Source organism: Kribbella steppae, from assembly GCF_004342025.1.
GTDB classification, from domain to species: Bacteria; Actinomycetota; Actinomycetes; order Propionibacteriales; family Kribbellaceae; genus Kribbella; species Kribbella steppae.
In genome coordinates, this window is the sequence record NZ_SLWN01000004.1 from 496,973 (window position 1) to 523,692 (window position 26,720).

General features: G+C 67.0%; 24 protein-coding genes. 9 read left to right on the plus strand and 15 right to left on the minus strand.

Features of this window, described 5'->3' with window-relative positions; genetic code table 11:
• Positions 1-67: 67 nt before the first annotated feature.
• Positions 68-3,121, minus strand: a complete 3,054-nt coding sequence (locus EV652_RS14365) for an AfsR/SARP family transcriptional regulator (protein WP_132209585.1) — start codon at positions 3,119-3,121, stop codon at positions 68-70.
• Positions 3,122-3,273: 152 nt separating this feature from the next.
• Between EV652_RS14365 and EV652_RS14370 the strand changes: the two genes are divergently transcribed.
• The 4 genes from EV652_RS14370 (at position 3,274) to EV652_RS14385 (ending at position 5,828) form a co-directional block, all read left to right on the plus strand.
• Entirely contained in the window at positions 3,274-3,837 is a 564-nt protein-coding gene (locus tag EV652_RS14370; RefSeq protein WP_199238177.1) for an NADPH-dependent FMN reductase, read from the plus strand.
• Between the two features lie 16 nt (positions 3,838-3,853).
• A complete protein-coding gene (locus tag EV652_RS14375; RefSeq protein WP_132209586.1) occupies positions 3,854-4,393 on the plus strand; it encodes a dihydrofolate reductase family protein in 540 nt (179 codons plus the stop codon).
• Between the two features lie 188 nt (positions 4,394-4,581).
• Entirely contained in the window at positions 4,582-5,166 is a 585-nt protein-coding gene (locus tag EV652_RS14380; protein ID WP_132209587.1) for a hypothetical protein, read from the plus strand.
• The gene (locus EV652_RS14385) at positions 5,163-5,828 is read left to right on the plus strand and encodes a hypothetical protein (RefSeq protein WP_132209588.1); all 666 of its coding nucleotides are present in this window, start codon (positions 5,163-5,165) and stop codon (positions 5,826-5,828) included. Before EV652_RS14380 ends, EV652_RS14385 begins: the two co-directional genes overlap by 4 nt.
• A gap of 119 nt (positions 5,829-5,947) precedes the next feature.
• On the opposite strand, the gene EV652_RS14390 is transcribed toward EV652_RS14385, so the two are convergent.
• From EV652_RS14390 to EV652_RS14430, 9 genes are all read right to left on the minus strand, one after another.
• A complete protein-coding gene (locus EV652_RS14390; RefSeq protein WP_132209589.1) occupies positions 5,948-7,312 on the minus strand; it encodes an FAD-binding oxidoreductase in 1,365 nt (454 codons plus the stop codon).
• Between the two features lie 270 nt (positions 7,313-7,582).
• Complete coding sequence (locus tag EV652_RS14395; RefSeq protein ID WP_132209590.1) at positions 7,583-8,248, minus strand: GntR family transcriptional regulator; 666 nt, start codon at positions 8,246-8,248, stop codon at positions 7,583-7,585.
• A 49-nt stretch (positions 8,249-8,297) separates the two neighbouring features.
• Entirely contained in the window at positions 8,298-9,218 is a 921-nt protein-coding gene (locus EV652_RS14400) for a D-2-hydroxyacid dehydrogenase (protein WP_242001756.1), read from the minus strand.
• Positions 9,215-10,111, minus strand: a complete 897-nt coding sequence (locus EV652_RS14405; protein ID WP_132209591.1) for a carbohydrate ABC transporter permease — start codon at positions 10,109-10,111, stop codon at positions 9,215-9,217. Before EV652_RS14405 ends, EV652_RS14400 begins: the two co-directional genes overlap by 4 nt.
• Positions 10,111-11,010: a carbohydrate ABC transporter permease gene (locus EV652_RS14410; RefSeq protein ID WP_242001757.1), complete on the minus strand. Its 900-nt coding sequence runs from the start codon at positions 11,008-11,010 to the stop codon at positions 10,111-10,113. Before EV652_RS14410 ends, EV652_RS14405 begins: the two co-directional genes overlap by 1 nt.
• Positions 11,010-12,314, minus strand: coding sequence for an ABC transporter substrate-binding protein (locus EV652_RS14415; protein ID WP_132209592.1), 1,305 nt, complete (start codon positions 12,312-12,314; stop codon positions 11,010-11,012). Before EV652_RS14415 ends, EV652_RS14410 begins: the two co-directional genes overlap by 1 nt.
• A 10-nt stretch (positions 12,315-12,324) precedes the next feature.
• On the minus strand, positions 12,325-14,196 hold the full coding sequence (locus EV652_RS14420) for an alpha-amylase family protein (protein ID WP_132209593.1): 1,872 nt from the start codon (positions 14,194-14,196) through the stop codon (positions 12,325-12,327).
• Positions 14,193-15,041: a 2-hydroxy-3-oxopropionate reductase gene (locus EV652_RS14425; RefSeq protein WP_132209594.1), complete on the minus strand. Its 849-nt coding sequence runs from the start codon at positions 15,039-15,041 to the stop codon at positions 14,193-14,195. Before EV652_RS14425 ends, EV652_RS14420 begins: the two co-directional genes overlap by 4 nt.
• Positions 15,038-17,371 (minus strand): alpha-amylase family protein, encoded by a 2,334-nt coding sequence (locus EV652_RS14430; RefSeq protein WP_242001758.1) that lies wholly within the window; start codon positions 17,369-17,371, stop codon positions 15,038-15,040. Before EV652_RS14430 ends, EV652_RS14425 begins: the two co-directional genes overlap by 4 nt.
• A gap of 82 nt (positions 17,372-17,453) precedes the next feature.
• Here EV652_RS14430 and EV652_RS14435 point away from each other — a divergent pair, with 82 nt between their 5' ends.
• On the plus strand, positions 17,454-18,257 hold the full coding sequence (locus EV652_RS14435; RefSeq protein WP_132209595.1) for a hydroxypyruvate isomerase family protein: 804 nt from the start codon (positions 17,454-17,456) through the stop codon (positions 18,255-18,257).
• Between the two features lie 55 nt (positions 18,258-18,312).
• Here EV652_RS14435 and EV652_RS14440 read toward each other — a convergent pair whose 3' ends face one another.
• On the minus strand, positions 18,313-19,227 hold the full coding sequence (locus tag EV652_RS14440; protein WP_132209596.1) for a LysR family transcriptional regulator: 915 nt from the start codon (positions 19,225-19,227) through the stop codon (positions 18,313-18,315).
• Positions 19,228-19,305: 78 nt separating this feature from the next.
• Here EV652_RS14440 and EV652_RS14445 point away from each other — a divergent pair, with 78 nt between their 5' ends.
• Positions 19,306-20,217 carry a DMT family transporter gene (locus EV652_RS14445; RefSeq protein WP_132209597.1) on the plus strand — a complete coding sequence of 304 codons (912 nt, stop codon included), beginning with the start codon at positions 19,306-19,308 and terminating at the stop codon, positions 20,215-20,217.
• Complete coding sequence (locus tag EV652_RS14450) at positions 20,214-21,272, plus strand: alpha/beta hydrolase family protein (RefSeq protein WP_242001760.1); 1,059 nt, start codon at positions 20,214-20,216, stop codon at positions 21,270-21,272. The genes EV652_RS14445 and EV652_RS14450 overlap by 4 nt, the downstream gene beginning before the upstream one ends.
• On the opposite strand, the gene EV652_RS14455 is transcribed toward EV652_RS14450, so the two are convergent.
• The 4 genes from EV652_RS14455 to EV652_RS14470 all read right to left on the minus strand — a co-directional run bounded on the left by EV652_RS14455 (position 21,269) and on the right by EV652_RS14470 (position 23,851).
• Positions 21,269-21,835 (minus strand): flavodoxin family protein, encoded by a 567-nt coding sequence (locus EV652_RS14455; protein ID WP_242001761.1) that lies wholly within the window; start codon positions 21,833-21,835, stop codon positions 21,269-21,271. The genes EV652_RS14450 and EV652_RS14455 overlap by 4 nt on opposite strands.
• Positions 21,836-21,899: 64 nt before the next feature.
• Positions 21,900-22,730 carry a methyltransferase domain-containing protein gene (locus EV652_RS14460; RefSeq protein WP_132209599.1) on the minus strand — a complete coding sequence of 277 codons (831 nt, stop codon included), beginning with the start codon at positions 22,728-22,730 and terminating at the stop codon, positions 21,900-21,902.
• A gap of 66 nt (positions 22,731-22,796) precedes the next feature.
• Entirely contained in the window at positions 22,797-23,483 is a 687-nt protein-coding gene (locus EV652_RS14465) for a hypothetical protein (protein WP_132209600.1), read from the minus strand.
• Positions 23,480-23,851 carry a hypothetical protein gene (locus tag EV652_RS14470; protein ID WP_242001762.1) on the minus strand — a complete coding sequence of 124 codons (372 nt, stop codon included), beginning with the start codon at positions 23,849-23,851 and terminating at the stop codon, positions 23,480-23,482. Before EV652_RS14470 ends, EV652_RS14465 begins: the two co-directional genes overlap by 4 nt.
• Before the next feature lie 146 nt (positions 23,852-23,997).
• Here EV652_RS14470 and EV652_RS14475 point away from each other — a divergent pair, with 146 nt between their 5' ends.
• Positions 23,998-26,016 carry a sensor histidine kinase gene (locus EV652_RS14475; protein WP_132209601.1) on the plus strand — a complete coding sequence of 673 codons (2,019 nt, stop codon included), beginning with the start codon at positions 23,998-24,000 and terminating at the stop codon, positions 26,014-26,016.
• On the plus strand, positions 26,013-26,657 hold the full coding sequence (locus EV652_RS14480; RefSeq protein WP_199238178.1) for a response regulator transcription factor: 645 nt from the start codon (positions 26,013-26,015) through the stop codon (positions 26,655-26,657). The genes EV652_RS14475 and EV652_RS14480 overlap by 4 nt, the downstream gene beginning before the upstream one ends.
• Positions 26,658-26,720: the final 63 nt, after the last annotated feature.

Genomic DNA, 26,720 nt, shown 5'->3' on the forward strand with positions numbered 1-26,720 from the left:
CTTGACGACGAAACTACTTCGCTGGACTAATAATCTCAAGTCAAGAACATCTGCTACGCAGACATCATCACAGCAAGCGGAAGGCTTGCTCCGGCGATAGCCCGGTGCCGGCACTCCAGGCGGCCTCGTAGTCAGCGTCTCCGAGCACTGAACGAGCGGCCGACGCAGCCCGGTTGTTGTCACCGGACTCGGCCGGCGAGACCAGGTAGCCCTCAGCGGAGCGGGTCGCGTCGGCAGCACCCAGGAGCTGTGCAGCGACGGTCTTGTCCGGCAGACAGGCGGCGATGCCCTCCAGAGACCAGCACATGCCGCGCAGCGACTCGTACTCCTCCGAGATGCGGAATGCCTCGAGGTGCAGCTCGAGAGCCGCCTCCGGCTCGCCACGGAGCTCCACGACGTACGCGAGCTCCGTCAGGACCATCGAGAGGTAAAGGACCGGATCCTTATGGCGGCCTGCCTCATCCACCAGCGCTCGTAGCCGCGTCTCCGCCTCGTCCAGAGCCCCGGTACGACGTGCTGCAAAGGACAGCACGATCTCTGCCAGGGCCTGGGTCGAGCGCTGGTCCTGCTCGCTCGCCAGGCGCAGCGCACGCTCTCCATGTGCACGAGCGGCGTCATAGTTGCCCTGCCTGATCTCGGTCCAGCCAAGCATCGCCAGCGACCCTGACAGCTCTGGCCACAGCCCCAGCTCCTCGGCGAGCTGTACGCCCTCCCGCTGCAACCGCGCAGCCTTGTCGAAGTCGCCAGTGAACTCCGCATGGGCACTGAGCCAGCTGGTCGCCTGCAACACTCCCCACCGGTCACCCAGCGAGCGGAAGATGCGAGCACTCTCCGAAGCATCGGCGTGCAGTGCCGAAACGTCAGACCGCACGTGAGCGTGCTTGGCACGCGCTGCAAGCACCGCCGCGACACCCCACTGGTCGCCGTCCGCCTCGAAGCTCTTCAGAGCCGTCTCCAGCAATGCCAGACACGTCACGAGGTCCCCGGCATCGCTGCCGGCAAAGGCGATCCACCACTGCGCTCGAGCATCTGCAGACTCCAACCACCGGTCCCGCTCGCGCGCTGCATCGCTGTCGCCCTGCACGTACATGAACCCGACTCGCCAAGCACCAGCTCGCGCAGAGTCCGGCACTGCCTCCAACGACCGCAGCGCCTCAGCGTTCCGTCCACGCAGGTACCAGTACCAGGCGAGTGCGTCCACCAACCGCTCAGCAACCTGCAACTGCTCAGTCGCCACAGCCCGGTCCAGTGCCGTGCGTAGGTTGGCCGCATCCTCATCCAGTAGCTGCAACCACCTGCTCTGCTCACCGCCGTACAGGTGCGGCCGAGCCTCCTCAGCAAACGACGTGTAGTACTCGAGGTGCAGCTGCTCCACGGACTCCAACTCATCCTCTACACGCAGCTTCGCCAAGCAGTACGCCGCCACAGACTCCAGCAGCCGGTATCGCGGCCCCTCCGCCCCCTGCACTGGTACGACGAGGGACCGGTCAACGAGCCGTACCAGCACATCGAGAACGTCGACCCCTGGCTCCGCACACACCACTGACGCGGCATCCGGAGTACACCCATCCGCATGTACGGCGAGACGCCGCAGAACGGCCTGCTCGTCCGGGCTGAGCAGCTCCCAGCTCCAGTCGATCATGGCAAGCAGAGTCTGCTGACGCGGTGCAGCGCCACGGTGTCCGGTCGCCAGCAAGCGGAAGCGGTCATCCAGTCGTGCAACGAGTCCACGGACTCCGAGAGCACGTACTCGGGTCGCAGCGAGCTCCAGGGCGAGTGGGATCCCGTCAAGCCGCCGGCACAGCACTGACACGTCAGCGGCCGTTTCCTCCGACAGAGTGAAGCCTCGCGAAGCGGCCGACGCCCGGGCAACGAACAGCTGCACCGCACTACTCTCACCCACAGCCTCGGCGCGGGTATCCCGTGAAGGCACGTCAAGCGTCGGCACAGTCCACACGACCTCACCGGCCAGGCCCAGCGGCTCGCGACTCGTTGCCAGCACACGCAGGCCCGGAGCGGCAGCCAGCAGCCGGTCTGTCAGATCGGCGACCTCCGAAACGACCTGCTCGCAGTTGTCGAGCACCAGCAACCGGGAGCCCATCACCGCCGCAAGCCGCTCCACCACGGTGTCAGCAGGCCCAGCGATCTCCCGTACGTCCAGTGCTACCTGCACGGCATCCATCAGGGAGCTACTCACCGACAGCGCAGCAGGAGTCACTGCAGCCAGCTCAACCAGGACAACTCCGTCGGCGAAGCGCTCAGCCACTTCAGCGGCAGCAGCCAGGGCCAACCGGGTCTTGCCCACACCCCCAGGCCCAGTCAGCGTCACGAGCCGTGAGGACGCCAGACAGGAGCTGACCTCGGCCAAGGCCTCATCACGACCGATCAGCTCGGTCAGTTGGGCTGGAAGGTTGGAACGTCGACTAGGCAGCTCCTGCGTGAGGATCGACTGCTGGAGTGCCACCAGGTCCGGACTGGGGTCGAGCCCCAGCTCGTCGGCCAGCAGGCGGCGCAGCTCCTCGTAGCTGTCCAGCGCCTCGCTCTGGCGACCACTCCGGTAGAGAGCCCTCATGTGACTCGCACGTAGACGCTCACGTAGCGGGTACTCGGCGACCAGCGTGGCCAGCTCGCTCACCGGGTGGTCGACACGCTCCTCGTAGTGCGTCTCCAGTGCAGTGAGCCGCTGCTCGTTGAGGCGGGCCACAGCCGTCTCGACGAACGCCTCGTCGGCGAAGTCGGCGTACGCGGGTCCACGCCACAGTGCGAGTGCTTCACCGAGCTGTCCGGCCGCTACCCGGTCGGCAAAGGTCAGAGCGTCGTACGACGAACCGTCGACCGTGACTGAGTAGCCGGCCGGGCCGGACTTCACCAGTGCACGGCTGCCGGGCTCCGCGTCCTCGAAAGCGCGTCGGAGCTGCGAGACCTTGGCAGAGAGCGTGCCGGACGGGTTGCCGGGCAGGTCGTCGCCCCAGAGGTCGTAGATGAGGCGATCGGCCGGGACTGGACGGCCCTCGTGCACCAGGAGGTCAGCCAGCAGGGCGCGGACCTTCAGCCCCTGGATCGTGACGGGCTCCCCCGCGTCTGTCCAGGCAGTGACAGGTCCCAGCACCCCGAAACGCATGGCCGCACCATAACCGCCACACCGTCCTCCCGCCGCTATTCGACCTCGCGCACCGGTTCAAGCCCTCCGGTTTACGGCGCCACTCCGGGCGACCGGAAAGAAACCGTAAACGGGTTCCGGCAGAGTCTGGGACATCAGGAAGGAGGCAGCAGATGCGACTGGCAGTGATCCTCGGCAGCACCCGCAACGGGCGGTTCGGACCGACCGTGGCCCACTGGCTCGCCCAGCAGGCTGCCAAGCAGTTCGAGGTGGACCTGATCGACCTGGCCACCGCGAACCTGCCGACCACACTGCTCGACACCGACGACAAGACACCCGCCGAGGTCGCCGTACTGGCTCCGAGGCTCGCCACCGCGGACGCGTTCGCAGTGGTGACACCGGAGTACAACAGCAGCTTCCCGGCACCGCTGAAGACCGCACTGGACTGGTACTACGAGGAGTGGCACGCCAAGCCGGTCGCGATCGTCAGCTACGGCCGGGAGACCGGTGGACTGTACGCCACAGCACAGCTGAGGCAGGTCTTCACCGAGCTCCAAGCCGTCACCATCCGTAACACGGTCGCACTGCCCTGCTACTGGGAGCAGTTCACCGCAGACGGCGACTGGCCACGGCCGACCGCCGGCTACGAGGCCCAGGCCAAGCTCATGCTCGACCAGCTCGTCTGGTGGGCCCAAGCGCTCCTGGACGCGCGTACCAAACGTCCTTACCAACAATAGGAAAGAAGGAAGAACCATGAGGAAGCTGATCGAGTCCACCTTCGTGACCACCAACGGCGTCATCGACAACCCGCAGGACTGGTCCGGCCCCTACTGGGACGACGAGCACGCCGCCTACTCCCAGGCCCTGATGGAGAACGTCGAGGCCCAAGTGCTCGGCCGGGTCACCTACGAAGGCTTCGCCGAGGCCTGGTCGCAGCGTAGCGGCGACCCGTTCACGGACAACTTCAACGCGATGCCGAAGTACGTCGCCTCCCGCACACTCACCGAGACGACCTGGAACGCCCAGCTGCTCGAGGGCGACGCCGCCGAGGCGGTCAAGCGGCTCAAGGAGGAGGAGGGCGGTGACCTGATCAAGTACGGGACGGGCGAGTTCTCGAAGACGCTGCTGGAGCACAAGCTGGTCGACGAGTACCACTTCTGGATCGTTCCGGTACTTGCCAGTGGTGCGAAGTTGTTCGACAACATCGACATCGACATCACCCACCTCGAACTGCTCGGCACGACCACCTTCAAGTCCGGCATCGTCGTACACAAGCTGGGCCCGAAGGCCTGACACAGCATCAACCGACAGCGTCCGGCCGGTCACCTCATCGGTGACCGGCCGGATGCTTGTTCGCGCATGCCGTGGGTACCGGTTCGGCCTCGGGGATGTGAGGCGGCGCTGGGGGCCGCCTGCCGAAGGTCCTCGCGATCAGTTCTCCAGATCGCAGGTCTGCACAGCCCAATCGGACTGGAGGTCTGATGGATACCGTCCTGACAGTCATCATCATCGCCGTTGTGGTGCTCGCGGCGGGCGCGCTGCTGTTCATGTACCAGCGCAGACGCTCGGGTGAGCTGCAACAGCGGTTCGGCCCGGAGTACGAGCACACCATCGAGGCGTCGGGCGACCGCCGCAGCGCCGAACGCGAACTGCGGGAGCGCGAGCGCCGCGTGTCGAAGCTCGACATCACTCCGTTGAGCAGAGAGTCCGCCGAGCAGTACCGGGCCGAGTGGGCCCAGGTGCAGCAGAGCTTCGTCGACCAGCCCGCGGCCGCCGTCGCCGATGCCGACCAGCTCGTCCTGCGGATGATGCGTGAGGCCGGCTACCCGGTTGACGAGTTCGACCAGCGGGTCAACGACATCTCGGTCGACCACCCGGAGGTCGCCGCGCACTACCGCGACGCGCACCGGGTCGCGGTTGCCCAGGTCAGAGGCGAGACCGACACGGAGGAACTCCGCCAGGCCGTCACCGCCTACCGCCACTTGGTCGACGCGCTGCTGGCTGACAGCGGCAACGCGAGCGGGGAGCACCGACCGCACTCAACCGATGCGAAGGAGCAAGCATGACCACGCCAGACGACCGCCCGTTCAGCGATGACGACCGTCGCATGACCGCGACCGACCGCGACGCCCTGGACGCCGACCGCGATGCCCTGGACCCCGACCGCCGCGCAGCCGACTACCGCGACACCGACCGTACGACGGACCTTCCCGAGGCTGACCGTACGACGGATCTCCCGGACGCTGACCGTACGACGGACGCCGACGAGGGCTACCGCACGGCGGACTACCGCGACACCGACCGTACGACGGACCTCGCCGACGCTGACGGTACGACGGACGCCGGCGAAGGCGACCCGACGCGGCGTGAAGGCGACCTGCGTGAGCCCGGGACCGACTGGTCGGCCGGACCCTCGACAGGAGCTACGGCCGGAGCCACGACCGACGACCGCAGCACGGCGACCGAACCGTTGGTGGCAGAGGACGACGCGGTCGACTTCAGGACCCGGTGGGAGGTCATCCAGCAAGGGTTCGTCGACGATCCGCGCAACTCGGTGAGCGAAGCCGACAAGCTGGTCGACGATCTGCTCAAGCGCCTGTCGATGAGCTTCGAGCAACAGCACCAGGGCCTCGAGAAGCAGTGGTCCGACGGCGAACCGTCGACCGAGGACCTGCGCGCTGCCCTGCAGAAGTACCGCGCCTTCTTCCAGCGTCTCCTCGCTCTGTAAGACAAGTTCGCCTGCTAGGCGTGTTGGACAGCACGACTAGCAGCTATGTCGAACATGTAAGACAACATGACAGTCACGCCCGTACGGCAAGAACGCCGTACGGGCGTGATGTTCGTTGCCTAGGGCGCGATGTTCTGGTTGAGGTGGAACAGGTTGCCCGGGTCGTACTTGCGCTTGACCTCGACCAGTCGGTCGTAGTTCTCCTTGTAGTTGTCCCGGATCCGGCCCTGGTCGTCATCGGCCATGAAGTTGATGTAGCCGCCGGACTCCGAATGCGGTGCGACGTCGTCGTAGTACGACTTGACCCACTCGATGTTCGCGTCGTTGTCGGCCGCGTCCGGCCACATGCCCGCGATCACGGTCGCGAAGTTCGCGTCCCGGTAGGCGAACGCGGTCGCTCCCGGCGTCACCCGGTGGCAGGCGCCGTTGATCGGGTAGATGTGCACGGTCGAGTTCACCGCCGGCAGCCCGGGCGCGTGCCGCAGATGCGCCTGAATCGCCTCGTCGGTCAACTCGGTGACGAAGTTCGCCTTCCAGTAGTGCTGCAGTCCCGGCGGGACGAGTGCGTCGAAAGCACTGTTCAGGGCCGGATACGGCATCGGCCCGACGCTCTCGGCGACCACCGGCGCGAACTCGCGGAACTTCGAGATCTCCGTCTCGCCCCGATCGAGTTCGCCGGCCCAGCACCCGACGATGAGCGCGAACACGTCACCGTGCCGGTCCTCCGGGATGAAGGGCAGCGGCGGCGCGATCTGGAACGCCGGGAACCCACCGAGCTGTTCGGGCGCGTCCCCGATCATGTCCCGGAACCCGGCCACCACCGCGGCCGCGTCGGCCATCTCGAACAGCATCGGACCGCCGTAGATCATCGACACCGGCGCGAGCTTGAACTCCAGCGCGGTCACCACGCCGAAGTTGCCGCCCCCACCGCGCAACGCCCAGAACAGGTCGTCATTCTCCTTCTCGCTCGCGATCAGGAACTGCCCGTCCGCGGTCACCACGTCCGCCGAGATCAGGTTGTCGCAGGCCAACCCGAGCCCGCGGTCCAGGTAGCCGATCCCGCCGCCAAGCGTCAGACCGCCGACGCCGGTGGTCGAGATGATGCCGCCCGTCGTCGCGAGCCCGAACGCGTGCGTCGCCGCGTTGAAATCGCCCCAGGTCGCGCCGCCGCCGGCGCGTGCGGTCCGGCTGACAGGGTTCACCCGGACATTGCGCATCCCGCTCAGGTCGACGACCACGCCGTCGTCCACGGTGCCGAAAGCAGGCACGCTGTGCCCGCCGCCGCGCACCGCCAGATCCAGTTCATTGGACCGCGCGAAGTCCACCGCGGCCATCACGTCGCCCGCGTTCTCGCACCGCACCACGACCCGTGGACGCCTGTCGTGCATCGCGTTGTGGACCCGGCGCGCCTCGTCGTACCCCTCGTCGCCGTCGGTAAAGACCTGTCCTCTGGTGCGTTCCCTCAAGTCCTCGATCGTGCCCATTGACCCCTCCATGGCCGAGTCAAGATCAGCGCCGCAGCCCGGCACCTACGTTGAAGCGCCTCAACCGGCGCAACACAGACCAGCCATGGCCGTCGAGCGCAGCGCGAAACCCACCCCAAAGAGCGTCAGAACCCCCGACAGCCGACCGGACCTCCCCCAGACCCACCCGTACCCTTCCCGACCCTCTCCCGCGGGACGAGATTCGTCAATCCCTAGATTCGACACCCCAGTGAGACCGCCGGCGGTGTCGACGCCCTGACGTCGTTGCGTTCAGTCCTCGCTCAAGGTGCTGAGGAGGCGGTTCTGGGCTTGCTCGAGGTGGTAGGCCATGTGCAGGGCGGCGAGGTCGGGGTCGGCATTTTCGATCGCCTGGAGGATGGAGGCGTGCTCCTGGGCGACGGTGGACGGGTCGGCTTTGCGGTGGGCTTTGTACTGGCCCATGGTGAGGTGGACCTCGCCGATGATGAGTTCGTGCATGCGGGACAGTCGCCAGCTGTGTGCGCCGGCGACGAGGGCGGTATGGAAGGCGATGTCGGCCTCGACCTGGTTCTCGAACAGCCGGTCGCGGGCGGCGTACTCGATCGCCACCTGGGCCCGTGCCGCCGCGTCCGGCACCTTGCCGGTCGTCCCCAGCACGGACACCGCGGCCTTCTCGATCGTCATCCGGCTGAAGAACAGGTCGCGGATCTCGGCCCGGTCGAGCACCGGGACGACGGCCGTCTTGTGCGCCGTACGACGCAGCAGGCCGAGTGCGGTGAGTCGCTCCAGCGCCGCCTTCGCAGTCGGCCGGGCGACGTTGTACTCGGAGGCGAGGCGGACCTCGGTGACCTTCTCGCCCTGCGCGATCTCGCCGTTCACGATCCGCTTGCGGACCGACTCGTACAGCGCGTCGGTCAGCGAGGACGGTCCGAGCTCGAGGCTCGCTTCGGTACCCACAGCACCCCCTCCGGGTTTCAAAATGGTCACGCAAGTGTACTGGCCACAATCAGTAGCCGGCGGTCTTGTCAACCAGGTTGTGGAGAACTTCTCCGTTGACGAATCGGCGCAGATTCTCCCGCACGATCTCGGCACCGCGGCGGGCTGTTCCGTCGCTGGTGGCACCGTTGTGCGGCGTCACGATGACGTTCGGCAACGACCAGAACGGACTGTCCGGGGGCAACGGTTCCACACCGTGCGCGTCCAGCCCCGCCCCTGCGATCTGCCCGTCTCGCAGCGCGTCAAGCAGGGCGTCGTCGTCGGCGATCCCGCCGCGCGAGATGCAGACGAAGTACGCCGTCGACTTCATCCGCGCGAACGCATCCCGATCGAAGCGCCCGGCCGTGGACGGCGTCCGCGGTGCCGTGACGACGACGAAGTCCGACTCCGCCAGCATCTGGTCGAAGTCGCAGACCAGATCGACGTACGGCGATGGCTCCTCGACGCGACGCCGTACGCCGAGCACGCGCATGTGGAACGCCTGAGCCTTACGGGCCAGATCGAGCCCGGAGTTGCCGAGTCCGTAGATGCCAACTGTCAGACCAGCCAACTCGCCATGCGTGAACCGTTCCCAGCGGTGGTCTGCTTGGGCGCGCATCCAGCGCGGCACCTCCCGATTCAGCATGAGCATCAGCAGCATCGAGTGCTCGGCCAGCGGGATGCCGCCGTTGCCCGCGCTCGACGTCAGTACGACGGGCGACGCCAGCATCTCCGGGGAGAGGTCGGCATCGACTCCCGCCGACGGGCTGTGCACCCAGCGCAGCCGCGGCGCCTTCAGCAGCACCGAGGGCGGTACCCGGCCGATGACCGCCTCCATCTCACCGAAGACGTCGTCTGCCTCGTCCAACTGTCTGACAAAGCGCACTTCCACACCGTCACCGGCGGCGTCGACGAGGTCCTGCCTCTCCTTGCCGACGACAACGATGATCATTTAAGCCCCGTGGTGGCGATACCGCGGATCAGGTACTTCTGGGCGACCGCGAAGAAGATCAGGATCGGAATCAGCGACAGCAACGACATGGCGAACAGCATGCCCACCCCACTCTGGGTCTCGGAGTCGACCATGGAGTTCAGCGCCACCGGCACGGTGAACACCTGCGTCCTGGTCAGGTAGATCAACGGTACGAAGAAGTCGTTCCAGGTCCAGATGAAGGTGAAGATCGTCGTCGTCACCAACGCGGGTCGCATCAGCGGCAGGACGACGTACCAGAACGTCAGGAACGGGCCGGCCCCGTCGATCCAGGCGGCCCGGTCGAGCTCACGCGGCAGGGTCCGGATGAACTGCACCATCAAGAAGACGAAGAACGCGTCGGTGGCCAGGAACTTCGGGATCAGCAGCGGCCAGTAGGTGTTCACCAGGCCGAGCTGGGAGAAGAAGATGTACTGCGGGATCACCAGCACGTGGAACGGCAGCATCACCGAGGCCAGGGTGATCGCGAAGTACACCTTCCGCATCTTGAACTGCAGCCGGGCCAGCGCGTACGCCGTCAACGAGCAGGAGAACAGGTTGCCGACGATCGACCCGATGGTGACCAGCAGCGAATTGACGAAGAACACCGAGAACGGCCTGTTCAGCGCGTGCCAGCCGTCCTTGAAGTTGTCGAACGTGAGGTCCGTCGGGATGACGCCCGGCTCGGTCAGGATCTGGTCGGCCGGTTTGAACGCGCTCACCACCATCCAGACCAGCGGATAGATCATGAACGCCACGAACACCAGCAGCCCGGCATGCTTGAACGCGGACCGGATCCGGCGCTGCCGGATCGGCGCCGGGCTGCTGATCACCTCACCCGCGGACAGTGTCTGTGCTGCAGTTGGGGTCGCCATCAGCTGTCTCCGTAGAAAACCCAGTACTTCGAGACCAGGAAGTGCAGCGCGGTGATCGCCGCGATCGCGACCATCAGCACCCAGGCCAGTGCGGACGCATAACCCATGTCGAAGGCAACGAATCCCTGCTGGTACACGTACAGCGTGTAGAACAATGTCGAGTTCGCCGGGCCACCGGTGCCCCCGCTGATGATGTGTGCCTGGGTGAACGTCTGGAACGCGCCGATTGTCTGCAATATCAGATTGAAGAAGATGATCGGCGTCAGCAGTGGCACCGTCACATGGGTGAACTGCCGCCAGATCCCGGCCCCGTCGACGCGAGCCGCCTCGTACAGCTCGTCCGGGATCTGCCGCAGACCGGCCAGGAAAATCACCATCGGCGAGCCGAAGGTCCACACGTTGAGGACGATCAACGTCGCCAGCGCCGTCCGAGGATTCTGCAGCCAGCTCTCGCCCTGGATCCCGATCAGCGCCAATCCCTTGTTGATCAGACCGGCATCACCGAAGATCTCCCGCCACAGGATCGCGATCGCGACACTCGACCCCAGCAGCGACGGCAGGTAGAAAGCGCTGCGATAGAAGGCCAGACCACTCAACCCGCGATCCAGGATCAGCGCCAGCAGCAACGCGAACCCGAGCTGCAACGGCACCGAGACCAGCACGTACGTCACCGTCACCCGGACCGACGCCCAGAACTGGTCGTCGTGGATCATCCGCTGGAAGTTCTCCAGCCCGGTCCACTCCGGCGCGTTCAGGATGTCGTAGTCGGTGAAGGCCAGGTACAGCGACGCGAACAGCGGTACGGCGGTGATGAGCAGGAAGCCGAGCTGCCACGGGATCAGGAAGACGTGAGCAGCTCGCCCCTGCCGATTGAGATGGAAGACCGGCTTCCGCGACATCACTGGGCTCGCTTGATACCGGCGGCGATCTCGTCGACCAGCTTCTTCGCGCCGTCCGGCACAGTGGTCTTGCCCAGCGCGATCTCCTCGCAGATGCGACTGGTCGCCGTACGCCAGGTGCTGGATCCGGGCGGCGCCTCGTACCGAGGCTTGCGCTGCGCGGCCCGTTCCTTCTGGACCACCGCGAGCATCTCCTTCTCGTCCTGGCTCGCGAACGCCTGGGCCTGCTCGGCCACCTTCGGGTTCGTCGGCGCACCCATCGTCAGCCGGACCGTCTTCAGCATCTCGGGATTGTTGACGTTGTAGTCGAGCACCTTGCCGGCCGCCTCGAGGTTGGCGTCGTCGATCCGCTGGTAGATCGCCATCCGGGGGAAGTACAGGTACTTGTGCCCGTCCACCGCCGTCGGCGCGATCGGAGCCGCGCGCAACCGGAACCGCTCCTTCGGGAACATCTTCGCGTCATCGATGATGTGGTTGGAGTTGCCGAAGTTGACCAGCACCTTCTTCCCCACCTGCGCCCAGTCCGGGCCCATTCCCTCCTGCTCGCTGAGCGACAGCGCGGCACCGGCCTTGCGCAGCTTCTCCCACCAGTCGAGCCAGCTGCCCAGTCCGTCGACCGTGAACCCGACCTGGCCGTCCTCGGTCCACAACTGCTCGCCCCGCTGCCGCAACCACGCCTCGAAGGTCAGGTCGTGATCGGGCGCGTACGGCACACCCTTCCGCTTGTCCGGATTGTTCTTGCTGTAGGCAACGAGGAGCTCAGACAGACTGTCCCAGGTCCAGCCGGGACCCTCCGCCGGAATTGTCACTCCGTCGGCCGTCGCGACGGTCTCGTTGTAGCGGATCACCGGGGTGAAGATGCCGAACGGCAAAGTGTTCAGCTCACCGGACAGCTTGAACGTCTCAAGGTCTTCCTTGCTGTAGTCGTCCCACTTCAGTGTCGGGATGTCGTCCAGCTTCCGGTACAGCTTGCTCTTGTGGTACGTCATCACCTGCGGCGACGCGATCCAGAAGATGTCCGGTACGTCGCGAGCCGCGATCTGCGTCGTCATCCGCTCCTGGAACGCGGTGTAGTCGGCGAACTCCGGCTCGATCGCGATCGACGGGTTCGCCGTACTGAACTGCTTCAGTGCCTTGGTGTAGTTCTGCTGTCGGATGGTATTGCCCCACCACGCGTACCGCAGTGTGACATCGCCACCTTCACCCGAAGGTCCGCCGCTGCTGCCGCTGCACCCCGAGACCGCCGCTACTCCGGTCGCGGTGCCTGTCGCCAGCGCGAGCTTGAGAAATCCTCGCCGATCCATCTCGCTCTCCTCACACACAGACCAGTACTTCGAACAACCCGATCTCCGGCACCCGCACTCGCCCGTCGGTCACCGGCAGCCGCTCACCCGACCGCAGCGCTTGCACTTCGCGTACGCCGTCCGGCAGCCTCAACTCAGCCGGACCGATCCGCACGGGCGGTGCGAATCGCTGGTCGGTATCCCCCGATCTGTTCAGCAGATGTACGACGGTCCCGGCCACCGACCGGCCGAGGACGATCTCCACCTGCTCCGGCAGTTCCGTTTCCATCTGCGGGCTGCCGGCCCCGATCACCTCGTCGACGAAGATGTCGCGATGCACGCTCAGGCCAACCTCGCGATAGGACTGCCCGATGGTCCACGGCAACAACACGACCCGGCCGGGGCCATTCAGTTGTCCGTTGCTCCGGATCACGCCGGGGTGCTCCAGTTGCACATGTCCGTGGCACTTCTCCGGCGGCCCGTACGGCGCTCTGGACAGCGAGAGCAACCCGACCTCCGCGTCGGCGGCCGGCTCGACCACGTGGAAAGCGCCGAACACCGGCACCCCGCTCTGGAGGTGCAGCGACCGCGTCGCCTCTTCCGTGTCATAACTGGCTCGTTGTCTGACAGGTAGACATGCAAGTCTGGTGCTACCGGTTGCCACGACAGCTCCGCCGGCGTCGACATAGCGATCGATCACCGAGTCGACCTGTCCGAGATCCGGCAGTACGACGACCCGGTACCGGCTCAGGTCGACGTCGCCCAGTCGTTCCTGCGGCAGGACGTCGTACGGGATGTGGCGCTGGAGCAGCGAGAGGTAGAGCCCCTGGAACTCCGCGGTGGAACCTGCCGACGGCCTGACCAGCAGCGTCTCTGCGGCCGGGACGAGGTCGGTGTAGACGTCTGCGTGTTCGCGATGGAATCTCGTCAGTTCACTGGCGACTGTCAGACATGTGTACGGGCTGACGTCGGGCGTCCCCATGATGTACGTCGACGGATTGGCACCGCGGGCGATGGCCTGGAGCAGGTACTGCGCGAAGTGGTTCGGATCCTCACTGGCCATCCTGTATGGCATGTCGACAAACCCGACCGAGTTGGTCAGCACGGGCACAGTCGGGCGATAGGTCTTCGCCGCGCTCACGCTCTCGCTCGTGCGGTGGTGCCACAGCGGCCGGCCGACGGCGTTGTTCGCCTCGTGGAAGACGATGTCCGCCTGATCGCCGAGCACCAGCGGCGCCTCAGGTCGCCGGTCAGCGAGATGCTGCCGGATCCGCGCAGTCAGGTCGGCCAGCACGCCTTTTGAGAAGCGCTGCCAGTCGTCGTACCCAGGTGAATCCTTGCCCGCCGGCAGCGGCTTGTCATACAAGCGCGCACAGCTGACACAGTGACAGACACCCCAGTAGCGGCGGCTGTAGTCGACCTCGTTGAACGACATCCAGTTACAGAAGAAGCCGTCGATCGGATACCGGTCGAGCACTTCGTCGAGTACGTCGAACAGCCTTGCCTGGTAGTAGTCACCGCTGGGACAGACACTTGTCAGACCGTTGTACACCTGATGCTCGCCACTCGGTGCGACAAAGCACCAGTCGGGATGCGCCTCGGCCCGACGGTGGTCGATCTTGGAGAAGTCCATCCGGCCCATCACCCGGATCCCCCGCCGTCCGGCCGCCTTCACGGCATCGCCGACGAGGTCACCGGACGGCCGCTCGGCCAGGTATGGATTGCGGGTCTGGAAGTCGAGATCGGTCGGGTAGTTCGACAGGATCCCGCCTACGCTCAGGAGCCAGGTGTCGGCGCCGAACTCCACCAGGTAGTCCAGCACCTTCTCCACATCCAGACCGGCGTCGATCTCGCGCAGGTTGGTCTGGAACATCCGGAAGGGTTCGTGCCACCACAACCTCATGTGTGCCCCCTTCGCAACGTCTTGTAGAGCGCCGAGTGGTCCAGGTCGCCGTCCCCGTCCGCAATGGCCGCGTTCATCAGTTGCTGGGTCGCCGCGGTGTTCGGCAGGGCCAGGTCGAGTTCGGCCGCAGCCTGGACGGCGAGACCGAGATCCTTGCGGTGCAAGCGAATCCGGAACCCGGGGTCGAACGTCTCCCGCACCATCCGCTCGCCATGCAGCTCGAGGATGCGCGAACTCGCGAACCCGCCCATCAGTGCCTCGCGGACGACGGCCGGATCCGCGCCGGCCGCCTTCGCGAACATCAACGCCTCGGCGACGGCCTCGATGGTGAGGCCGACGACGATCTGGTTCGCGACCTTGGCCGTCTGACCGGATCCGATGCCGCCGATCAGCGTGATGTTCTTGCCGAGCGTCTCGAAGATCGGCCGGGCGCGGTCGAACACCTCCGGCCGCCCGCCGACCATGATCGTCAGCGTCGCCTCCCGTGCTCCGATCTCGCCGCCGGACACCGGCGCATCCAGGTAGTGGCAGCCGAGCTTCTCGATCCGCTGCCCGAAGCCGACGGTTGCCGTGGGCGAGATCGAACTCATGTCGATCACCAGCGACCCCGGCCGGAGTCCCTCGGCCACGCCGTCCGGACTGAACAGGGCATCCTCGACGTCCGGTGTGTCCGGAACCATGAGGATGACGACCTCGGACCGCTCGGCCGCCTCGGCGGCGGACTGGCAGCGGTACGCGTCGACGTCGGTGTGGCCGCGATAGACCGAGAGTTCGTGGCCGGCGGCAATCAGGTTGGCCGCCATCGGCCGGCCCATCACGCCCAGCCCGACGAAGCCGATCTTCATTCGTTGCTCCAATCAACGTGCACGATCTCGAGCAGCCCCGCGGTCGGGATGACGATCTCGGCCCGGCCGTCGGCGATCGTCGGCTCGACATCCACCCCGGCGACGAGCAGGCGCGCTTTCAGCCGACGGTCGGGTACGGCGATCGACACGGTCTGCGGCGGCAGCGGGAGGGTCTCGCGGATCGGGCCGCGCATCGCCATCGGGTTCGTGAGGTTGACCAGGGCAACGGCCACACTCGTCTCACCCCGGTGTACGGCGACATCCAGCAGGCCGGCACCTTCGACGGTCACCTCGGGCGTCTTGCCGAGCGCCCAGCCGACAGCGTTCGCGATCAGCCGGCCGTGGTCAGCCTGGAGCGCTTCCCAGAAGATCGCGCCGAGATTGAACGGGAAGTAGACGGTCCGGCCGCCGTTCGCATTCTCGGTGCAGACCACCGCGGGCCGATCAGGCGCCTCCCGCTGATAGACCTCCTCCATCGGCAGATCCGGGAAGTCCGGGATGAAGCGGAACGGAACCACCGCGTTCATCTCCACCGCGTCCATCTCCACCGCGCCCGTCTCCACCCCGAGGATGCGGGTACCGCCGATGATCCGGCTGGTGCCCTCGAACCCGCGGTTCAACGGATGCGAGTCCATCAACGCGATGTAGTTGTTCTTCACCGCGCGACTCGCCTCGGTCAACCGAATGCCCAGCGCCGCTCCCAGGCCGAAATCGGCACGCGCTTGCCCGCGTTCGTCGTACAAAGAGGTCTCGTACGCCGCCACGACTGAGCCACCGCTAGCGATGTACTCCTGTAAGACAAAGCACTGTGCATCACTGAGTTGCTCGGCATTCGCGAGTACGACGACCTTGAACGGGCTGAGGCGATCGGCCGACAGGCACTGGTCGGAGATGAACTCGAACGGGACGCGTGCTTCGACCAAGGCCTGATAGAAGCCGTCCTCGTGATCGCCTCGGTGGTCGTTGCGGAGGTGCCCAGCGCGAGTCGGGTCGAGCAGGGCGACCTCGGCGGTGATGCGGAGATCCTTGAGCACGGGCTCGACGGTTGCGTGCAGGTTGAACGCCTCGACGATCGGTTCGACCCAGCGCTGGTCCGGGACGCTCGCGTTGAACTTGGTGAACCACGGCAACGCGCCCTGGGTGAACCCGTCGACGATCCACGTCTTCACCTCCTCGGCGGGTGCGACCGAGTCCTTCCAGCGGTGCTGATGATGCTCGGGACCGACCGAGGTGATCAGGCGTACCGGGCGGTCGGGGAAGACGCCGCGGTTGCGCTTGCCGTTGCGGCCGGCACCCCACGGCGCCTCGATCCCGGAGCGGCCCTGCTTGTCGATGATGAAGATCGGGTAGAGCCGCTCGGCCAGATCCCGGTCGAGATCGCGCGCGGCGAGGGCACCGAGGTTGGGGATGAACCGTGCGTGCGGGCGGATGTCGCGGACCGCCTGGTCCCAGATCCCGACCAGCTGACTCAGCCGTCTCCGCCGCCACTCGACGTACTCATGCCAGCCCTCGGCCTGCTCGGCAACCGGGAGCTTGAGGCCGGTGTCGTCGCGGAACAACCGACGAGCCGCCTCGCTGTAGGAGATGCCGTAGTACCCCTCCCACCGGTTGGCGAAGATCGCGTCCACGTCGTACTCGCGGACGATCTCGCGCGCCACCTCGGTGATGAACTCGCGGTGGTACGACGTGAACGCACACGTCAGCCAGATGTCGGGATGCGCCCAGTGCTCGAGCGGATTGCCGTCGATATCGCGAGCCAGCCACTCGGGGTGCGCGGTCGCGGCGTCGGCGTGGATCGCGTGCGGGTCGACGCGCGCCATCACGCTCATGCCGAGGCTGCGGGCGCCGTCGACGAGGGTGCCGAACGGGTCGGTGTCGCCGAGGTACTTGCTGCGGTAGTGGTACTCGAGCTGAGTCGGGTAGTAGGCGATGTAGCCGCCGGCGCTGATGCAGGTCGCGTTCGACTTGCTGTCCCGCATCAGGTCGAACCAGAAGTCCGCGTCGAAGTGCTGCGGATCGTCCTCGGCCAAGGTGATCTGAGCCCACCGCGTGGCCGCCAACGGCCAATCCGCATCCCGAGCCCCGACGAAGCCGCCGTCATCCACGTCAACCTCTGTCGCCCGCCCGGCCGACTGAGCCTCGTCCGCGGCTGTCATCCCGGCGCGGCCCGTCGGCCCGGCAGTTGTCGTCGTCCCGGCGGCGACCGTCGCCTGCCCGCTGGCGCCCGCCGGTGCGGTAACGGCGCCTCCCGTCCCCCTGGCGGCGTCCGCCGGACCCACTTCCGGCTCCGCTGGTGTGGCTGTCGCCTGCTGCTCGGGCTCGGTGTGCATCGCGCCTCCGGAGTCGGTCGGTTCCTGAAGATTGTTAGACAAGTTTGCACGTCTGGCAAGAGCTAGTGTTAGCCTTTTGTACATGGAGTACAGAGGGCATCGACTGAGTGCGAACGTCTCGATGCTGTTCACCGAACTGCCCTATTCCGAGCGCTACGCCGCTGCCGCGCAGGCCGGATTCACCGACGTCGAGTCGTGGTGGCCGTTCGCCGTACCCGATCCCTCGCCGGCCGAAGTCGATGACTTCGTGCGGACCGTCGAGTCGGCCGAGGTCTCGCTCGGCGCGCTGAACTTCTACGGCGGCGACATTTCGGCGGGCGAACGCGGCGTCGCCTCTCATCCGGACCGCCAGGACCAACTGGCCGCCAACGTCCGAGCGATTGTCGCGATCGCCGAGCGCACTGGTTGCCGGCTCTTCAACCTGCTCTACGGCCAACTCGACGACCGCTGGTCACCCGCGGAACAGGCAGATACGGCGGCCGCCGCGATCCGGTCCGCCGCAGGGGCCGTAGCCGGCTTCGGCGGGACCGTGCTGATCGAGCCACTCACCGAAGGATTGAACGGGCGCTATCCGTTGCACACGGCGGACGACGTACTGGCGATCCTCGATGGGCCACTGAAGGACGTCGACAATCTCTCGCTGCTCTTCGACACGTTCCACCTCGGCAGCAACGGCGTCGACCTGATCGCCACCGCAACAGCGCTGGGTGCGGACATCGCGCACGTACAGCTGGCCGACAGCCCTGGCCGAGGCGAACCAGGCTCAGGCTCGCTACCGATCGACGCGACCCTCGACGCTTTGAAGGCCGCCGGCTACCAAGGTGTCGCCGCCTGCGAATACAAGCCGACCACGGATACGCCCTCTAGCTTGGCCTGGCTGAGCTAGTCGCCGCGAGGACCCGCGCGCAGCTACTCGGCGCGGGCACTACTCGATGCGGGGCCTAGTCGTTGCGGGGGCTTTCGTCTGCGGCGACGCGTAGGGCTGCTGCGACTGCGGCCACTGCCGGCGTGCGACTTCGCCGCGTGAGCAGAAAGACTTCCCGACCGACATCGCCCTCGGCAGGCAGGCGGACCGCGACTCCGGGAGCGCCGTACCCGAGCACCAGATCCGGCAGCAGCGCACCAGCTCCCGTGGTGCGGACCAACTCCAGCAAGATCAGGAAGTCGTCCGAGCTGTAGCGGAGATCGGGTTCGAACCCGCCGAGCTCCCGGCACACCCGCACATGCATCTCGCGGTGCCCGGTCCCGGGCTGGCAGGCGGCCCACGGTACGTCGGCCAATCGCCCGAGCGACACCCGGTCGACCCCGGCCTCGGGATGATCGGCAGGCAACACGACCCGGATGCGTTCGCGCAGCAACCGCTCGCGATCCAGGTCGGCGTGCACGGCCCGCGGTTGCCCGTCGTACTCGTCGCCGACGACTACGTCCAACTGATGCAACCGCAACGCCGGCGCCGCCTGCTCAACCTCGACTTCGGCGGCCTTGATCCGGATATCGGGATGGCTCACGGCCAACGCTCGTACCGCCGGAGCCACGATCCGCAAGAACGCGGACTGAAAGGCCGCAACCCGGACCACTCCAGCCGCCCGCCCAGCTGCGATCGTCGCCAGCTCGGCCTCCGCCGCCTCGACCCCTTCCAACAGCACCGCGGCATGCCTCACCAAGACTTGCCCTGCAGCCGTCAGCCGGACATTGCGGCCGATCCTTTCGAGCAACGGCGTACCGGCCTCCCGCTCCAGAACCGAAAGCTGCTGCGAGATCGCACTCGGTGTGTACCCGAGCGCCCGCGCGGCGCCGTGCACCGTGCCACGGCCGTGAACCTCACGCAGCAGGCGCAGCCGATGCAAATCCAACATTCGTTCAGCATAGCTACACATTGCTATACAAGAACACGCGATAGACCTGAACGGTTGACAGCCGGGACCATCGATCTCGTGGGACGCCTCTTCTGCTTACTTTCCGCCGCCGCTTTCGGGGCGATGGCCGTGTTCGGCAAGCTGGCCTACGACGCAGGTGTGTCGGTGGACGCGCTGCTGCTGGTCCGCTTCGGGCTAGCCGGTGGCCTGTTGATCGCCATCGCACTCGCCCGCGGCGCGCTGCGCCAACTCCCCCGCCGGGCTGTATTGGTCGGGCTAGGCATGGGGTTGTTCGGCTACGCGGCGCAGGCCGGGCTCTACTTCTCCGCGCTGGCGAGAATCGACGCCTCACTGGTAGCGCTGATCCTCTACGTCTACCCGGTACTGGTCATGGCGGGCGCGATCGCCCTCGGACGAGAGCAAGCGTCGCGGCGGCGGGTCTCGGCGCTGGGCATAGCGCTGACCGGGATCGTCCTGGTGCTCAGCGGAGCGACGAGTGGCCGGTTCGACTGGCTGGGCGCACTGATGGCGCTGGGCGCAGCGCTCACCTACACCGGCTACATCCTGGTCGGCGACCGAGTGACCGCCGACGTACCCCCGCTCGCATTGACTGCGTTGGTGTGCACCGGTGCCTTCGGCACGTTCCTGGTCGCCGGATTCCTGCGCGGCGGCACCGACCTCGGCTTCGCCCCGATCGGATGGTTGTGGCTGGGAGCGCTGGCTTTGGTCAGCACGGTCGCCGCGATCCTGCTGTTCTTCGCCGGGATGGCCCGGGTCGGACCATCGGTCGCCTCGATCCTGTCCATCCTCGAGCCGGTGGTGACGGTTGTCGCAGCGGCCGCGGTGTTCGGCGAGACGCTCAGCGTGATGCAGTGGCTCGGCGGCTCGCTGGTGCTGGCCGCCGTACTGATCGTGCAATGGCCGCGCCGTCAATCGTTGTCTGGACTTTCGGTGGGTTCGGCGAAGGCGACGGCAGACTTGAAGGTATGAACCGGCGGATGGCGTGGGCGGGAGTCGCCGCGCTCGTGATGACGGCTGCGGTCGCCTGTACCTCCGAGGACGACGCGGCACCCCCTGCGTCAACTCCGAGCGCGACCTCCTCGACGCCCACCACGTCATCCGCTCCGCCGACCACACCGGCACCCACGACGCCAACACCGACAACCACATCTCCCACGGCGGCGCCGCACCCGGTGTCGCTGCAGGCGATGATGGCGAAGAAGTACGACGGCCGGAACCTCCGCCTCGGCCGGGTGCTCGCCCGCAACTCCGCCTACACCCGGTACTACGTCACGTACTCGAGCGGCGCGCTGACGATCTCCGGCATCATGAACGTCCCGCGCACCCCAGGCCGGCACCCCGCACTCGTCCTGAACCACGGTCACATCGACCCGGCGATCTACACCAACGGCCGCGGCCTGATGCGTGAGCAGGACTACCTCGCCCGGCGCGGATACGTTGTCTTACATACCGACTATCGCGGACATGCACAATCGTCTGACGATCCGCGGGAGGGCGTGGACATGCGCCTCGGCTACACCGAGGACGCGATCAACGCCGTACTCGCGCTGCGCACCTCGCCGTCGGTCGACCCGAACCGGATCGGCATGCTCGGCCGGTCGATGGGCGGCGGGGTCACCTACAACGCGCTGGTCGCGCAACCCGGGCTGATCAAGGCCGCGGTCGTCTTCGCGCCGGTCAGTTCCGATGCCGCGGACAACTTCAACCGCTGGGTGCGGAACGACCGTCCGATCGGCGCGACCGTCCTGCGGGCGTACGGCGAACCAGCCCGCAACCCGGCGTTCTGGCGCAACGTGTCAGCGATCAACTTCTTCGACCGGGTCACCGAACCGGTGCTGATCCACCACGGCGAGTCCGACTCGACCTGCCCGATCGCGTGGTCCCGCGAGACGCTCGCCGCCCTCAAGGCGGCCGGCAAGACCGCTTCGATGTACACCTACCCCGGCGAGGAACATGCCTTCGGCCCCGCCTGGCCAACCTCGATGGCCCGCACTGTCGCCTTCCTCAAACAGCACGGCCTCTAGCAGGCGACCGGCTGGACCTCGAACAGGTTCTGCGCACGTACGGCGACGTCCGGCGCAGCCACGGCCTCACCCGGACGATTGCCGTAGGCAAGCAGCTCACCACCCCAGCGCATGCCCATGTAGTCGGCGACCAACCGCAGCGTGCCGAGCATCGGCTCGACCTCGGCCAGATCCTTCGCGGTGTGCGCGGTGACCGCCCACATCGTCTTCCCGGCCATCCGATCGCGGAAGCCCACACCCGGAACGCGCATCCACGCCGACCAGTGGTCGAGGTACGCCTTCACGCTCGCCGACACCGTGAACCAGTACAGCGGTGACGCGATCACCAGGTCGGTCGCGGCGAGCGTTGCCTCAAGCAACCTGCACTGGCCGCCGAGCGGCGCCGGGTACACCCCGTCGCCCTCGTGCCGTACGTCGCGGAACGGCTCGCCGACGTGTTCGTCCAGTCGGAGCCAGGTCTGGCCGACGTCGGCCGGCAACTGCTCTGCCGCCAGCCGCGCCAGCGCCTCGGTGTTGCCACCCGGCCGTGTCGTCCCCAACAGGAACAGGAAGTCCCGACTCACCAGCACACTCCTAACCATGCACGCGCAACTATTGCACGAGCATATAGTGCGCGTCAGCCGCTTGTCACGCGCGCTTGCGGGCAGAGACGGCGTACATCGTCAGGGAGAGGTGGAAGGCGCCGCGGTCGGCCGCGTCGGCGATGCCCTGAGCGAACGCCTCGGCCTCCGCGCGGGTGATGATCCCGGCCTCGAGAGAGGTCAGGTGCATCATCGAGACGAAGCCCTGGCGTGCACCTTCCTGCGTTTCGATCCAGGTGGCGGCGGTCTCGCCGGTGATCTCCAGGCCTGCTCCGGCGAGCAGGCCGCGCAGCCGGCGACCGGAGTACGGGTTCGCCGAGTCGACGAGGAAATAGTCGACCATGCGCTGGAGTACGGCGGGATCCGCCGGATGGACGATCGCCGTCGACCAGTCCGTGTCGATCAATGCGATCCGCCCGCCGGGCCGCAGTACCCGGGCCATGTCCTGCACCGCGCCGGCCGGGTCGGCCACATGTTGCAGCACCCGCTCACTGCGCAGCACGTCCACCGATTCCGCCTCGAAGGGCAACGCGCCCGCGTACCCGTCCACGAACTCCACGCTGACTTCCGCGGCACGCCGTACCGCCTCTGCCCGAAACCCCGCACTCGGCTCGACGCCGATCGCGCGTCCCGACGGACCGACCAGCTTGGCGAACCGGACGACGTCCTCGCCGGTCCCTGAGCCGACGTCGACCGCGGTCTCCCCGTCCGCCGGCGCCAGCTGGTCGAGCGCCCACGCCTTCAAGGTCTGTACGGCGGGCCGCTGCGCCATCACGTCCAGGATCATCGCCAGCTTCGCGGTGTCCTGCGTCTCAGCGTCCGCGAGCCTGAAGCTCCCCCGCGACAGATCGGTCCCGGACTCATCCGTCTCCGTCATCCCACTCCCCCTTCAGTGCGATCGAGAGTAGCGCCGGACGAGCCCGGGGCCGACTTGGTTGACCCGTTAGGGCATCGGTTCCCAGTCGTCGTCGCGCATCCGGAGGATCGCCCACCCCACCGCGGCGAACCCGACTGCCTGCAGACCCCAGCCGACGAGATCGAGAGTGTGACTGACCAGCACGACTGCGGCGATGAAATGGAGCGGCTGCGAGATCGCGGTTGCGACCGCGGCCCAGCGAGGCACGATGTGCGACCGCCACATCGCGATGCCGAGCAGGATCGTGCCGATGACGTGACCGAAGACGAACGTGAAGGCGGCGACGTCCATCGAACCGTGCGTGGCCTCGGCGGCCCGGGTGATCGCGGCCGGATCCAGTCCCGCCGTCCCCGCGGACCAGATGAAGATGTCGCTGGACGCCATCCACGGGAGGGCGAGATACCCGGGTACGACGAGCAGCAGTGCGATCGCGGTGAGCCAAGGGGCCCCGCGACGGGTGACCCGGCCGACGGCGTACGCGCCGGGGACCAGCGTCAGCATCCCGATGAACCCGAGCCAGAGCACGAGTGAGCCCCGATCGAGATTGTCGACAATCTTGTTGGTGATGGTCGCCGGGTCATCCACCGTGTCGTACGGGAGGAAGTACCGCAGCAGCGCGATCGCGGCCGGGCCGATCGGCAGGATCAGCGCCGCGACCCATCGGGATACGGGTCGTACGTCGGCTCGCGGCGTACTGGTGATCGTCTGTGTCATCGCACACCTGCCAGCTCGCGGGACGGCAGCAGCACCGCCACGACTCCGAAGATCGTTGCCGCCACACCGACTCCTGCGGCGGCGACCGCGGCCGCGGGGACGTCGGAGGCGAAGAACGCCGGCACCGCCAGCAGCGCCGAGGCGAGCCGCAGTGTGATGAGCGGCGCCAGCGGCCACCGCTTGCCTTGCCACGCGAATCCGACCAGCACCAGGCTGACCAGTCCGACGACCGCCGCACCGATGGCGATCTCCATCGGCGGGTGCTCCCCATCGGTCAAGACCGGCGTCAGCAGATCCGCGACTGACACCAGTGCGAGGACAACCAGCCCCACCTTGTTCTTGCCAGACATGTTGCTCTTGTCAGACATGTTTTCCCCTCTCTCAGGGCACCACTGTCTGGCAGTCACCTAGTAGGACACCTGGGCGCACATTCCCCCGCGACCAGGCAATCCCCCGACCCACCCGGGAACCCGATCCCGAGACGCCGGGACACTTCCGGGCGCACACTTCCCGTATGAAGGCCTCATACGACCCCACTCGCCGAGGCCTGGCGGGCGGGCTCGGCGGGTTCTCCCACCGGACCCATCGCGGGCTGGCGGGCGGGCTCGGCGGGTTCGCCGTCGCGGAGGTGATCGCGGCGCTGATCCTGTCTGCCGTCGTGGGGTGGGGCTGGCAGCACCTGGTCGATACGTTCGTGCTGACGAACGGGTTGATGGGGTTGACGTTCGGGCTGTGCGGGGCGGTGATCGCCTGGCATCGGCCGGGTAACCCGATCGGATGGTTGTTCATTGCCGACGGAATCGGTCACGCCACGACCGCGGTGACCACGCCGATCGGCCAACTGCTGGCCGATTCGGACGCACCGATGGTCGCCCAGCGCCTGGTCGTCACCCTGTCGATGGGGGCCTGGCCGTGGTCGATCGGGCTCTTCCTTCCGCTCGCGCTCCTGCTGTTCCCGACCGGCCGCCTGCTCTCACCGCGCTGGCGTTGGGCCGCGATCGGCATCATTGCCACCTCACCTCTGTTCGTCCTGGAGATGACCGGCGACGGCAGCGCACCGGGTGACGGCGTCCCACCCGGCTACCTGCGCATCTCGTGGTACGACGCTGTCCAACCGCTGTGGACGATTGCCGAACTCCGCAACCTCGTCGCGTTGCTGCTGGCGATCACCTGTCTCGCGATCAGGTACCGCAGGGCTGACGAAATGGGCCGTCGGCAACTCCTGTGGTTGCTACTGGCATCCGTCATCGCGATCCTGTTCGTGACACCGTGGTCCCTCATTGCCGGTACGCCGATCCTGGTGCTGCTGGCGATTCCGTTGATTCCGGTGGCCGTCGCGGTCGCGATCGTGCGCTACCAACTCCTCGACATCCGGCTGGTCGTCTCCCGTGCACTGACCTGGGCTCTGTTGTCGTTGGTTGCCGTCGGCGCCTACGCGGCCCTGGCCGCGATCCTGGGTTCGCTGATCTCGTCGCAGGTCGGGCGATCCGCCGCGATCACGGTTCTCGTCGCCTTGATCATCGCCCCGATCCTGCCGCGACTGCAGCGACTCGTCGATCGAGCCCTGTACGGCGACCGCCGCGACCCGGCCCGGATCGCGTCCCGCGTCGGCGAGCAACTGTCGGCCGGCCTGCCCGGCGTCGTCGCCTCCATCCGCTCGGCCCTCCGCTTCCCGTACGTCGCTCTGATTGTCGACAATGCGATCGTCGCCTCGGACGGTATGGCGCCGGCGAACGTCGTACCGCTGGAGCTCGAGTACGGCGGGACCACGGTCGGCTTGCTGAGCATCGGTCTGAGGTCAGGTGAGTCGGAGTTGTCGTCGACCGACCGCAATGTGATCGGGCTGGTCGCCGTACCGCTCGCCGTCGCCGTGCACGCGACCCGGCTGTCGGCCGAACTGCAGTCGTCTCGCGAGAAGCTGGTCTCGGCGCGCGAGGAGGAACGCCGTCGCCTCCGCCGCGACCTGCACGACGGCCTCGGTCCGACGCTCACCGGCGTCGCCTTCACCGCCGACGCGGCCGCCAACCTGATATCCACCGACACGGACCAGGCACGCAACCTTCTCAGCACGTTGCGCAGTGATACTCGTATGGCAATTGCCGATGTACGACGACTAGTCGACGACCTGCGACCGCCTGCGCTGGACGAACTCGGCCTGGTCGGAGCACTGCGGCAGCGCGCGGATCAGCTGTCGTTCCGGGCGGATGGGGCGTCGATCCAGGTGGAGGTCTCGGCGGATGGATTGCCGGCTCTGCCTGCGGCTCTGGAGGTTGCGGCGTATCGGATTGCTACCGAGGCGCTCACGAACATTGTCAGACACTCGCACGCGACATACGCCGTACTAGCGTTGCGCTGTGACGACGGATTGGAGATCCAGGTGACCGACGACGGACCGCCGAACGGCGAGTGGCGTCCCGGCGTCGGCCTGCACGCGATGCGGGAACGCGCCGCCGAGCTCGGCGGTCGGTTCGAGGCGGGGCCGTCGCCTACTGGAGGCGTCGTGCGGGCGAGTTTTCCCTTGGAGAACACATGATTCGCGTGGTGCTGGCTGATGATCATCCGGTCGTCCGGGCAGGGCTGGCGGCCTTGCTCACGTCGTTGCCGGGGATCGAGGTCGTGGGAGTCGCCGCGACCGGCCGCGAGGCGATCCGCGAGGTGATCACGTCGCGCCCGGACGTCGCCGTACTCGATCTGCAGATGCCCGACCTCGACGGTTTCGCGGCGACTCGTGAGTTGGCCCGGTCGGCGCCGGAGGTCGCCGTACTGGTGCTGACGATGTTCGAGGACGACGACTCGGTCTTCGCCGCGATGCGCGCCGGCGCCCGCGGCTACCTGGTCAAAGGCGCCGAGCAGGACGAGATCGCCCGGGCCATCCGCGCCGTCGCCGCCGGCGAAGCGATCTTCGGTCCTGGCGTCGCCCGCCGCGTCCTGAGCTTCTTCTCCGCACCACCGCCCGCCGCGGATCCGTTCCCCGAGCTCACCACCCGGGAACGCGAGATCCTCAACCTGCTCGCCGCCGGCCTGTCCAACACGGCTATCGCCAACCGCCTCAACCTCGCCGCCAAGACGGTCGCCAACAACGTCTCCGCCATCTTCACCAAACTCGGCATCGCCGACCGCGCCACCGCCATCATCCAGGCCCGCAACGCCGGCTTGGGCACCGAGCAGCCCTGAGGTTTCCGGAAGAAAGGTGGCGCCGCTCTGTGACGCCTAGGTTCCGGAAAGCGCGGAGGGCTG